General features: G+C 45.4%; 13 protein-coding genes and 1 rRNA gene. All 14 read right to left on the reverse strand.

The annotated features are described in order from the left end of the window. Positions 1 to 225, reverse strand: a 16S ribosomal RNA gene (locus EKQ44_RS20220); the annotation flags it as partial. A 428-nt stretch (positions 226 to 653) separates the two neighbouring features. Continuing rightward, complete coding sequence (lysS, locus tag EKQ44_RS20225; RefSeq protein WP_237665336.1) at positions 654 to 2,144, reverse strand: lysine--tRNA ligase; 1,491 nt, start codon at positions 2,142 to 2,144, stop codon at positions 654 to 656. Between the two features lie 158 nt (positions 2,145 to 2,302). Further along, positions 2,303 to 3,304, reverse strand: coding sequence for a tRNA dihydrouridine synthase DusB (gene dusB / locus EKQ44_RS20230; protein ID WP_237665337.1), 1,002 nt, complete (start codon positions 3,302 to 3,304; stop codon positions 2,303 to 2,305). Then, positions 3,304 to 3,534 (reverse strand): helix-turn-helix domain-containing protein, encoded by a 231-nt coding sequence (locus EKQ44_RS20235; RefSeq protein ID WP_237665338.1) that lies wholly within the window; start codon positions 3,532 to 3,534, stop codon positions 3,304 to 3,306. The genes dusB and EKQ44_RS20235 overlap by 1 nt, the downstream gene beginning before the upstream one ends. Beyond that, complete coding sequence (gene folK / locus EKQ44_RS20240; RefSeq protein ID WP_237665339.1) at positions 3,486 to 4,007, reverse strand: 2-amino-4-hydroxy-6-hydroxymethyldihydropteridine diphosphokinase; 522 nt, start codon at positions 4,005 to 4,007, stop codon at positions 3,486 to 3,488. Before folK ends, EKQ44_RS20235 begins: the two co-directional genes overlap by 49 nt. Further along, on the reverse strand, positions 4,004 to 4,366 hold the full coding sequence (gene folB, locus EKQ44_RS20245) for a dihydroneopterin aldolase (protein ID WP_237665380.1): 363 nt from the start codon (positions 4,364 to 4,366) through the stop codon (positions 4,004 to 4,006). Before folB ends, folK begins: the two co-directional genes overlap by 4 nt. Next, positions 4,359 to 5,213, reverse strand: a complete 855-nt coding sequence (gene folP, locus EKQ44_RS20250) for a dihydropteroate synthase (protein ID WP_237665340.1) — start codon at positions 5,211 to 5,213, stop codon at positions 4,359 to 4,361. Before folP ends, folB begins: the two co-directional genes overlap by 8 nt. Next, the gene (gene pabC, locus EKQ44_RS20255) at positions 5,185 to 6,087 is read right to left on the reverse strand and encodes an aminodeoxychorismate lyase (RefSeq protein WP_237665341.1); all 903 of its coding nucleotides are present in this window, start codon (positions 6,085 to 6,087) and stop codon (positions 5,185 to 5,187) included. Before pabC ends, folP begins: the two co-directional genes overlap by 29 nt. A 2-nt stretch (positions 6,088 to 6,089) precedes the next feature. Further along, complete coding sequence (gene pabA / locus EKQ44_RS20260; RefSeq protein WP_237665342.1) at positions 6,090 to 6,671, reverse strand: aminodeoxychorismate/anthranilate synthase component II; 582 nt, start codon at positions 6,669 to 6,671, stop codon at positions 6,090 to 6,092. After that, complete coding sequence (locus EKQ44_RS20265) at positions 6,668 to 8,098, reverse strand: anthranilate synthase component I family protein (RefSeq protein WP_237665381.1); 1,431 nt, start codon at positions 8,096 to 8,098, stop codon at positions 6,668 to 6,670. The genes pabA and EKQ44_RS20265 overlap by 4 nt, the downstream gene beginning before the upstream one ends. Before the next feature lie 258 nt (positions 8,099 to 8,356). Then, positions 8,357 to 9,283: a cysteine synthase A gene (cysK, locus tag EKQ44_RS20270; RefSeq protein ID WP_237665343.1), complete on the reverse strand. Its 927-nt coding sequence runs from the start codon at positions 9,281 to 9,283 to the stop codon at positions 8,357 to 8,359. 93 nt (positions 9,284 to 9,376) lie between these two features. Beyond that, positions 9,377 to 10,306, reverse strand: a complete 930-nt coding sequence (locus EKQ44_RS20275; protein WP_237665344.1) for a peptidyl-prolyl cis-trans isomerase — start codon at positions 10,304 to 10,306, stop codon at positions 9,377 to 9,379. 9 nt (positions 10,307 to 10,315) lie between these two features. After that, positions 10,316 to 11,197: an Hsp33 family molecular chaperone HslO gene (hslO, locus tag EKQ44_RS20280; RefSeq protein ID WP_237665345.1), complete on the reverse strand. Its 882-nt coding sequence runs from the start codon at positions 11,195 to 11,197 to the stop codon at positions 10,316 to 10,318. Positions 11,198 to 11,219: 22 nt separating this feature from the next. Further along, the gene (locus tag EKQ44_RS20285) at positions 11,220 to 11,993 is read right to left on the reverse strand and encodes a type III pantothenate kinase (protein ID WP_047972396.1); all 774 of its coding nucleotides are present in this window, start codon (positions 11,991 to 11,993) and stop codon (positions 11,220 to 11,222) included. Between the last annotated feature and the right edge of the window lie 127 nt (positions 11,994 to 12,120).

Genomic DNA, 12,120 nt, shown 5'->3' on the forward strand with positions numbered 1-12,120 from the left:
TAGCCGAAACCATCTTTCAATAAAGAACCAGGAGGTTCCTTATATTATCCGGTATTAGCTCCGGTTTCCCGAAGTTATCCCAGTCTTACAGGCAGGTTGCCCACGTGTTACTCACCCGTCCGCCGCTGACCTTTCAAAAGCAAGCTTTTAAAAGGTCCGCTCGACTTGCATGTATTAGGCACGCCGCCAGCGTTCGTCCTGAGCCAGGATCAAACTCTCCAATAAAGAGTCTGAGCTTTTGCTCAAAATTTGCTAGCTTGTCTTACTTAAAATCATTTTGTCGCGTTCCGTAGAACCGACGTTATGACGCTGTTGTTTTGTTTAGTTTTCAAAGATCATTTACTCTGTCGTCTCTCTCAAGGCGACTTTATTATCTTACCAAATCTATCTTTTTGTGTCAACAACTTTTTTCATTTCTTTTTTTCGAAGAAGTGATGTCGTTTGTGACAACGAATATTAATATACCATCGCTAGAATACAAAGGCAATAGGTTTTTTCGATTATTTTCTTAAAATGATAATGTTGTAATAGTCTTATTATTCAGTGCTGGTTTTCATTTGGATCACCTACTCTCAACTATCAAAGGGAATAGTTCAAAACCTAATTAAAAACGCCGCCCTTCTTTAATAGATGGGCGGCGCTACTAGATAGAATTAACGGTGTCTCATTTGCGGGAACAACAGCACGTCTCTAATAGAAGGAGAATTTGTCAGCAACATAACAAGGCGATCGATACCGATACCAAGTCCACCTGTTGGCGGCATACCGTATTCTAATGCCTCAATGAAGTCATGATCCATTTCGTGTGCTTCGTCGTTGCCTTGCTCTTTTTCTTTAAGCTGTGCTTCGAAACGCTCTTTTTGATCGATTGGGTCATTAAGCTCTGTAAATGCATTTGCATGCTCACGGCCTACAATGAATAATTCAAACCGATCCGTGAAGCGTGGATCTTCTGCGTTTTTCTTGGCAAGTGGGGAGATCTCTACCGGATGCCCATAAATGAAGGTAGGTTGAATTAACGTCTCTTCCACTTTCTGTTCAAAGAATTCGTTTAGGATATGACCGAATTGCATATGCTCTGTGATTTGGATTCCGTGTTCTTTTGCAAGGGCACGCGCTTCTTCATCTGTCATCTGCTGCCAGAAGTCTACACCTGTTGCCTCTTTAACGGCATCTACCATGTGCAGTCGCTTCCACTCTGGAGTCAAATCAATTTCACTATCTGCATATTGAACCTTTGTGCTGCCCAATACTTCTTTCGCAATATGAGCTACGAGGTTTTCTGTAAGGCTCATGATGTCCTTATAGTCAGCGTAGGCTTCATATAATTCAATCATGGTGAATTCAGGGTTATGTCTAGTGGATACGCCTTCGTTACGGAAGACACGTCCGATTTCATAGACTTTCTCCAGTCCGCCGACGATCAGACGCTTCAAGTGAAGCTCAATCGCAATACGCATGTACAATGTCATGTCCAGAGTATTGTGATGCGTGATGAACGGGCGGGCGGATGCTCCTCCTGCGATGGAATGCATCATTGGTGTTTCTACTTCCAAGTAGCCGTGGTCGTCCAGGTAGCGGCGCATTGCTTGGATGATCTTAGAACGTGCAATGAATGTTTCCCTGCTTTCTGGGTTTGTGATCAGGTCCAGATAACGTTGACGGTAGCGTTGCTCGACGTCTTTAAGGCCATGGTACTTTTCGGGAAGGGGACGCAGCGCTTTTGTTAACAACTCAAAGGAAGTCGCTTTGATAGAAAGTTCTCCCACTTTGGTTTTGAAAACAAAGCCTGTTACTCCGACAATGTCCCCGATATCCGCTGAGTTGAAGATTTCGTATGCCTCTTCTCCTACAGCATCTTTACGGACATATAATTGGATTTGGCCTTTTAGGTCCTGGATATGCGCAAAGCCCGCTTTCCCTTTGCCACGTTTTGTCATGATACGGCCAGCGAGTGTAACGGCAATTTCCTGCTCGTCCAATTGTTCCTTTTCGATTTCCCCGTACTGATTGATCAGTTCTTTGGAATCATTAGTACGCTCAAAGCGGGAACCGAAAGGATCTAATCCTTTGTCACGGTGTTTTTGTAGCTTTTCTCTCCTAACCATCAACTGGTCATTCAAGTTCAATTCTTCTTGACTCATTCTATTCAACTCCAACTAGAAATTTATCTACTTAATTATGTAGCCTTTTCTTTTATCTATCATATAGACTTTCCAACTATAAATAAAGCTAAAACTGCCAGTAACAACTTACTGGCAGTTCCTATATGTTCAGAGGGGTACAATAGCCGTACTAATCTTTAGATCGCCTGTGAACTCATAGCTTCTTTTTGTTCCGACTCTTCCACAAGGTTGTCGATCAGGCTTACTAGATCGAGACGGGTGTTACATTCATTGACGGAATTGCGGACTTTTGCATTACCCCGGATGCCTTTAAGGTACCATGCAGCATGTTTACGCATTTCACGTACTGCCACATTTTCTCCTTTAAGGTCAATAAGTCGATCGAGGTGCAGCTTACAGACATCCATTTTTTCACGAACAGATGGTTCACCGACCAATTTACCTGTCTCCAGGTATTGTACAGTGCTGTAGATCATCCATGGATTTCCGAGGGCCGCGCGACCAATCATGACACCGTCGACTCCCGTTTCCTCTAGCATTCTTTTAGCATCTTGGGGAGTTTGAACATCACCATTTCCGATGACCGGGATGTTCACGGACTCTTTTACCTGCTTGATGATGTCCCAATCTGCATGTCCTTCATACATTTGAACTCTTGTGCGACCGTGGACCGCTACCGCTTGACCGCCGGCACGCTCAACGGCACGGGCGTTCTCGATTGCATAGATATGTTCATCATCCCAGCCGGTACGCATTTTTACGGTAACGGGCTTATCGACTGCATCCACCACCGCTGATACCATCTCATAGATTTTGTTGGGATCTAGCAGCCATCTTGCGCCTGCGTCACACTTGACGATCTTTGGCACCGGGCATCCCATATTAATATCGATGATGTCTGCAGTCGTGTTTTTGTCCACAAACTTCGCCGCTTCTACAAGCGTATCTTTTTCGCCGCCAAAGATTTGCAGGCTCAGTGGCTTTTCACGCTCGTCGATATAGAGCATGCCCATCGTTTTGGCATTTTTATAAAGGATGGCCTTGTCACTTACCATCTCGGCACACACGAGGCCCGCCCCAAATTCTTTGACCGTCAGGCGGAATGCTGCATTACACACGCCGGCCATCGGTGCCAAGACCACTTGGTTTTTCATGGTGATATCACCAATTTTCAACATCAGTTATTGACCTCCTCTCTTCTTAATTCTGGTGGTTGTAGTTCCTCCACCGTAATGTTCAGTTCTTGTGCAATCGACTGAACCAGGTCCTCTGAAGGAACGCGGTTTCCCCGTTCAACCTCTCCTAACACAGAGACCGATATATGAAGATTCTTCGCAAACGATTCTTGAGTATATCCTTTTAGCTTTCGGTAAGCTCGGATACGTCTCCCCCACTTTTCGGCTTCCATACATGTACCCCTTCTCTATCTTGTCTTGCAAGAAGTTCTTTTCTATTTATTTCTACGGGCAGCTCTTTACTTTCCGCGATCTCCATTAAAGGAATAAAAACAAAAGCCCTTTCCCACATTCTCGGATGAGGGACAATAAGCTCTTCTGTTTCAATATTTTCTTGGTTATACAATAAAATGTCAAGGTCTAAAGTTCGCGGCCCCCAACGAATCACTCTCTCTCGGCCAAAAAAATGCTCAAAACCTTGTAACACCTTTAATAGATCAACAGGTGCTAACCGCGTTTTTACTTTAATTACCATATTTAAAAATCTATCCTGTTCGGTGAAGCCGACAGGATCTGTTTCATAGATGGAAGATTCTTTCTCGACTGTGATTTGTTCGTGACGACCGATCTCCTCCACTGCTTTACAAAGGTACCCGGACCGGTCCCCTTGATTGGACCCCAGTGCAATATATGCTGTATTCATCACACGCGGCCCCTTGTAATCTCCACCGCAACCGAATCATAGTGTCCCGGAATAGGCGGGTCTGGCTTGATCGCTTTGACCGTACAACGTTCTATCAGTCCAAAGGAAGCAAGGATTTCCTCTGCCACCCGCTCAGCCACGGTTTCCACCAGCTTATGGGTTTCACCCTCAACTACTTTTTTACACGTATTATAAAGATCCGCGTAGTTGACGGATTGTGTAAGGTCATCAGATTTACCTGCTTTGGAAAGATCCAATTCTACCGTCAAGTCGATCATAAAACGTTGTCCAAGTTTTGTTTCTTCTGGAAATACCCCATGGTAACCGTAAAACTTCATCTGGTTCACATATATTTTATCGATAGGAAAGCCCTCCCTCTGTCAGCATGGCATCCATCATTTTTGCCATACGTGCAATCTCTTTCACATCGTGCACACGGACGATCTGGCAGCCTTTTTGTATGCCAAGGCACACGGTGGCACCTGTCCCTTCCATTCTTTCCTCGGCCGGAAGATCTAAGACATGACCGATGAACCTTTTCCTCGAGGTGCCAAGGAGCAGCGGGTATCCGAGTGTATGGAAGTGCTCGAGTTGCTGCATCACTTTCAAGTTATCTTCAAACGTTTTGGCAAATCCTATCCCGGGATCAAGGATGATGTTCTCGTCCTTCACGCCGGCACGCTTGACCAAGGTGATGCTCTCAAACAGGTCACTGATCATATCCGGGATTAATTGCTGATAGTCCCGCTCTTTTCTGTTTTGCATGAGGATGATCGGTACTTGAAACTTTGCTGCAACAGCGGGCATGTCGGGGTCCGCCTTTGCCCCCCAGACATCATTGATGATGTGGGCACCGGCTTCTATTGCCTGCTTCGCCACTTCTGCCTTATAGGTGTCGATGGAGATTGGCACCTGCACCTCTTTTGAGATGGCCTGGATGACGGGAATAACCCGCTCTAGCTCCATCTCAAGAGTCACCTTCTCCGCTCCGGGCCTTGTCGATTCCCCGCCGATATCAAGGATATCCGCGCCATGCGCCACCAATTCCCTGGCACGCATAATAGCCCTCTCCACCCCGTTGTACTTTCCGCCATCCGAAAAAGAATCTGGCGTGGCATTCAAGATCCCCATGATCAAGGTTTTTTGCCCTAGCGGCAGTTCATATGGTCCGCATGTCAGTTTAGTCTGATATAAGTTCGTATTTCCCATTATTCACTTCAACCTTCTTTACTTGTTGATAGGACAAGAGTTGTCGTTCTGTACTTTTAGTATATAGATTTCTCAGACAGGTGAGCCAGGAAGATTCCCGCTCAGGAAATACTTTGGCATCCAACTGGGCCACCGGAATTATTTCCTGGGTGGAGTTTGTGATGAAGACCTCATCCCCTTGAAGAAGCTCTTCAGGGGTGAACATGCCTTCATTCACATCTAGTCCTATAAGCCCGCTTAGGTGCAGAATGAATTTCCTTGTTACCCCGTTCAAAATACCAGTCGAGATGCTTGGGGTATAGAGGGTGTCCCCTTTTATCCAGAAGATATTGGAGACAAGACCCTCTGCCACATACCCTTCCCCAGTCAGGAATATTCCTTCTACATCGGTTCTCGCTCCGAGCTCCCTTTTGCCTAAAAGATTATTCAAGTAGTGATGCGATTTCAACCGGGTCTCACCTTCCGGGGTGTTACGCCTCAGTTCCAAGAACACCGCATCCTTGCTTTTTGTTGCCATTTGCGGAACGGGCCTGGTAAACAAAAGCAGGGACGGGGCATCGTAGGTATCAACCGGAAGACCCCAGTTGCTGATGCCTGCTGTGACATTCAGACGAATCACGCCATCTGTCAACTCATTCTTCTTAAGAGCTTCCGTCACCAGTTCCTCTAGGTGCTCGTTTGATTCCTGCCAATCGATATAGACGGATTCGAGCCCCTTTCTCAAACGACTCAGGTGATCATGAAATAAAAATGGCACACCATTATACGTACGGAATGTTTCAAACAGCCCCACCCCATAGAGAAAACCGTGGTCCATGACGGAGACGCTCGTTTGCTCTATCGGCTGCCAGTTTCCATCCTTATAGACAATCATACTTACACCTTTTTCGTGGAGTAGGTATCGATAAAGTTTCGGAGCAACTCTTTCCCTACCGATGTCATGATGGATTCCGGGTGGAATTGCACCCCTTCGATCGGAAGCTCCTTATGGCGGATAGCCATGATTTCGTCCTGATCCGTCCATGCCGTAATTTCAAAGCAATCCGGCAATGTTTCCTTTTTCACAATCAAGGAATGGTACCTTGTTGCCACGAAAGGATTCGCCAAGGTTTTAAATATCGTTTTCTCATTATGGTGCATCTCAGAAGTTTTCCCGTGCATCAGCCTTTCCGCCTGCACCACATCGCCTCCGAATACTTGGGCAATGGACTGATGTCCAAGGCATACGCCAAAGATCGGTTTCTTCCCGGCAAAATGCCTGATCACTTCTAAACTGATTCCTGCCTCATTCGGAGAACAAGGGCCAGGGGATATCATTAAAAATTCAGGGTTTAGTGCTTCTATTTCCTCAATGGTAATTTCATCGTTTCGCTTTACCACCAGTTCCTCTCCAAGCTCCCCTAAATATTGAACCAAGTTGTACGTAAAAGAATCATAGTTATCAATCATCAATATCATGCTCTCACCTCTGCTCGTTTTTTTTGCTCTTCTTCACTCAGCTCTTTTGCTTTCCATAGGGCCGCGGCCTTTTTCAAGGATTCCTTGTATTCCCGCCTCGGCACCGAATCAATGACCACCCCGGCACCAGCCTGCACATAGGCCATGCCTTCTTTGGCAATCATCGTCCTGATGGATATGTTCAGTTCCATTTCTCCATCATAACCGATCCACCCTATGGAACCAGTATATACAGAACGTCTAACCGGCTCAAGCTCTTCAATGATTTCCATCGTCCTTACCTTTGGCGCGCCGGTGATCGTACCGCCCGGGAAAGTCGCTTCAATAATATCGGAAATACTTTTGTTTTCCGCCAACACCCCTTGGACGTTCGAGACGATATGCATCACATGGGAATACTTTTCGATGGCCATGAACTCATTCACTTCCACCGTGCCGTACTCGCAGACCCGGCCCAGGTCATTCCGCTCCAGGTCCACCAGCATCACATGTTCTGCTCGCTCTTTTTCATTGTCGATCAACTCTTGAGCAAGCTGACGGTCCTCTTCATCTGTCATACCACGGGACCTTGTCCCTGCGATTGGACGCGTACTTACGATATCGCCCTTTTTCTTGACTAAAAGTTCCGGGGACCCGCTGACAAGCTGGAATTCCGGGAACTGCAGGTACCCCATATATGGGGAAGGGTTGATTTTTCTGAGTGCCGTATAAATTTCCATTGGGTGGGTTTTCAGGGGTTCCGCCTGCCTGACCGAAAGATTCACTTGGAAAACATCTCCCTGTGCAATATAGGACTGCACTTTCTTAACAGCTTTCATAAAATCTTCTTCTGTAAAAGAAACTTCTCTTTCTGACACGGCTTGTTTTTCCGCATTGTATGGATAGATAGTTTCTACGCTTTGTCCTTCCCATTGCTTGCGATATCGCTCTAGAAGTTTCTTCGCCGACTCTTCCTCTCCTTCAGGTGAATAGGTGATTAAAAAGAGTACCTTCTCTTCTTTGTCATAAACGAACACATCGTCAAATAGCAAGAAATACAAATCAGGCAATCCCAGATCATCATCCGCGGTTTCCGGAAGCCGCTCGATATAACGTACACAATCATATGTTAAATAACCGATTGCCCCTCCTGTAAAATCCGGGAACCCCGGCACCTTCCCAATAGATCGTTCAGAAATGACTTCCTGCAATAGCAGTAGAGGATTTCCGCTTCTCTTTTCTTTTTTCCCATCCAGGTAATCTATTTGCAGTCCTTCGCCTTTACCATGGACGGACGCCACAGGATCCAGTCCGATAATATGGTATCTGCCCCCGCGTCCGCTCTCCAACAGAACATGGTACGGCTTGTCCTTGGCAAGTGTTTTATACCTGGCAAACCATTTATTTTCTTCTAACTTTATCTTAAGACCTACAGGCACTTTTTGCATTCTTGCTGTCACGCTCCTAAATTGCATACTACCCTTATATTACATGAAATTTATGTAGGGATGCACGATAAAAAACAGATTGATTTTTTGGAATGGATGCACAGCATTGGTTGCTCCTTTGACACCTGTAGATTTACGTTCCAGGTGTTCGCTTTCCGCGAAGCCCAGTGCGGAAATTACCAGCGGTGTTTAACAGATATAACTATCGTCTATAGAAAAAGGGAAACAGCTCCACAGACTGTTTCCCTTTAAGATAACCTATTCTTCAAATTGATATAATGGTGTACTCAAATAGCGTTCCCCGTTACTTGGAATGACAGCGAGGACCTTTTTACCTTTTCCAAGCTCCTTCGCTACTTGCAACGCAGCCGAAATGGCAGCTCCTGATGAAATACCGCCAAGTATCCCTTCCTGCTTCGCCGCAAGTCGTGCATACTCAAACGCCTCTTCATTTTTCACAGTGATGACCTGATCATAGATTTTTGTGTCCAAGATCGATGGAACAAAGCCGGCACCAATTCCTTGTATCTTATGCGGGCCCGGCTTCCCACCGGAAAGTACCGGAGAGTCGGCTGGCTCAACTGCTACAATTTTAATGTCAGGAAAGTTTTCTTTCAAGACTTCTCCTGCACCTGTAATCGTACCGCCTGTTCCAATACCAGATACAAAAGCATCCAGCCCATCACCAAACTGTTCTACAATCTCTTTACCTGTTGTTCTCTTATGGATGTCAGGGTTTGCAGGATTATTAAACTGCTGTGGCATGAACAGACTTTTCTCTTTTGCAAGCTCTTCCGCTTTACGGATTGCCCCACCCATTCCTTCAGGTCCAGGTGTCAGTACCAGTTCCGCTCCATATGCTCGAAGAAGGTTCCTTCTTTCCAGACTCATGGTTTCAGGCATAACCAGGATGGCCTTCAATCCTTTTGCTGCCGCGATCATCGCAAGGCCAATGCCGGTGTTCCCACTTGTCGGTTCGATAATCGTGTCGCCTTCTTTCAATTTCCCTTCTTCCATCGCAGCATCAATCATCGCCAGCGCAATACGATCTTTCACACTGCTTCCCGGGTTCATGAATTCAAGCTTCAGATACACATCAGCCATGTCTTCTTCTACAATTCGATTCAGCTTTACGACGGGAGTCTTCCCGACTAACTCATCAATAGAATTTGCTACTCGTACCATTATCTTTCCCCCTGCCTTTAAAACTTAGTGTTTTTGTCGGATTAATCCCATTTAACACCATTAAATCTGAATTGTCAATTTATTTGGTTCGACCTATTGCGCAGTGGGAAGGTTCCATTCCACCCCGACCTCGTCCCAGAAAATGGAGGCATCCACCGATCCGTCCATTTGTTCCAGTGCCAGTTGTCTACGAATTTGATCTTTTACCTCTTCAAAAGAATAAGTGACTCCATCCATCTTTTCATGAAGATAGATGACCGCATACTTTCCGTCCAATGAAATGGGTTCACTCCACGATTTCTCCTTCAACTTCGCAGCCTCTGTCAGATAGGCAGGTGGATAGACTTGAGATTCATGTGTAAGAAAACCTAAGTCTCCCCCTTGATTTGCCGTCAATTCATCCGTCGACACTTCCATCGCAAGAGAGGTGAAATTCGATCCATCTTCTAGTTCCTTTACTACTGTGTCCGCCTCTTCCTTGGTCTCTAAAAGAATATGGGAAAGATGAAAGGCATCCTCTATTGTATAGAGCTGATTGTTCTCTTGGTAAAAGCTTTCAAGCTCCGACTCGGGAATGGCCACATCCTTTACAAGTAACTCTTCTAGCAATAAGCTGGATCGGATTTGTTCCTTGACCAGTTCCTCGGAGGAATTAGCATGCAAAGGAGACCTGCTATACATCGTTTTAATCATTTTCCATTCACGATCCACGGACTGCTCGGAAACGGTAACCTTGTATTTTTCCGCGATCTGTTTGACCACTTCTTTATTGATCATTTTCGTAAGCATTTCCTGCCCGTACATTCCTTCAAGCTCTTGTAGCATATCTTTTCTTGTAATGACGGTATCCCCAACCGTTGCGACAATGTTCGCCTGCCCATTGACAAACGCGCTTGCGTCTGCCGCTTCTTTTAGAGAGAAGCTTTGTTTAACCACCACAGCTAATGTGAGGCAATTTATAATCACAAGACCAAAAATGATATTCCATACCCACTTTTGCTTTAATCTCCGCTTTTGGTTCATATGTGCCCCCTAGCCTTTTACTTGCTCCTTCATCGCTTCAAGTTCCTCTCTACTGAAAAGGTACTTTGCATTACAAAAATGACAGTGCGTCTCCGCCTGACCGTCTTCCTCGATGATTTCCGTAATATCCTTTTCTCCCAAGGAAATGATAGCCTGCTCAAAGCGCTCCTTGGAGCAAGTACACTTGAACTCAATCGGCATGGTTTCCAGGAATTTAACATTGCCTTCTCCAAGGATTTCCGTTAAAAGCTCCTCTGGGGTCAAGCCTTTTTCAATCAACTTGGAAACAGGAGTCATATTATTTATTTTTTCTTCAATGACTGTAATGGTTTCTTCTGAAGTTCCGGGTAAAAGCTGGATAATAAAACCGCCCGCAGCAAGAATCGTGTTGTCCGGATTAACAAGGACACCAACTCCCACTGCAGAGGGAACCTGTTCGGACGACACGAGGTAGTAAGTGAAATCCTCACCAAGCTCTCCTGATATAAGTTCGGTCTGACCGGAGAAGTGTTCCCTTAATCCCAGGTCCTTTACGACAGAAAGGGTTCCATTTGTTCCAACTGCACGTGCCACATCGAGCTTGCCGTGCTGGTTCAAGTCAAAGTGTGTTTGCGGATTGGTTACATACCCTCGCACCTGTCCTTTGGCATTGCTATCGACAAGGATCGCCCCGATCGGTCCACCACCATCTATTTTTACGGTTAGTTTATTTTCGCCTTTCAGCATGGCGCCGAGCATGACGGAAGCGGTCATGGCACGTCCCAATGCAGCGGAAGCGGTAGGCCATGTCTGGTGGCGCTTTTGTGCCTCTCCCACAGTATCTGTTGTTCTGATTCCATATGCACGAACTTGTCCTTCAAAAGCCAACGCTTTTACGAGGTAGTCTGACATGTTAGTTTGCTCCTTTCAAAGTTCAATCTTCTTTAGTATTTTTCATGTAAATCAAATGCAACCCTTTTAACGTCAAGAAAGGATCGACAATATCAATGACATCTGATTCATTTCCAATAAGTGCAGCAAGTCCTCCTGTTGCGATAACCTTTGGAGTCACGTCACTTTGCTTCTTCATACGATTTACGATGCCCTCAACCTGCCCAACATACCCAAAAAGGATTCCTGCCTGCATCGCACTCACGGTATTCTTGCCGATAACATCATCAGGTCGTGCTATTTCGATTCTTGGGAGCTTTGATGCCCTCGAATAAAGGGCTTCTGTGGAAATGCTGATCCCAGGAGCAATTGCTCCCCCCATGTATTGCTTGTGTTCATTGATATAGCAATAAGTGGTGGCAGTACCGAAATCCACGATCACCAACGGACTTCCGTATAAATGGATACCCGCAACAGCGTTGACGATTCTATCTGCCCCCACTTCTCTCGGGTTTTCATACTTTATGTTTAGACCTGTTTTGATCCCAGGTCCGACAATCAGCGGTTTCAAATGAAAATATTTTTGGCACATTCTCTCTAGGGAGAACATGATTGGCGGTACAACGGAAGAGATGATGATCCCTTCAAAGTCTTTGAAGCTCAAGCCCACATGTTCAAGAAGCGATTTAAAAATCATTCCGAATTCGTCTTCTGTCTTATTTCGACTGGTTTCTACACGCCAGTGATGCTTCAGTTCTTCTCCTTCATATACACCAATTACGGTATTGGTGTTTCCAACATCCAACACAAATAACATCTATATCCCCCACCATGCTTTAAAATTAGTTTCATTATACTATATGGTAACCTAACAAACCCAATAGAAATAATTATTCCTTGGGAAATCATGATTCGACAAGATTCTACTGATTACGTTAACGACT

The organism is Sutcliffiella horikoshii (assembly GCF_021991925.1).
Classification (GTDB): domain Bacteria; phylum Bacillota; class Bacilli; order Bacillales; family Bacillaceae_I; genus Sutcliffiella_A; species Sutcliffiella_A horikoshii_F.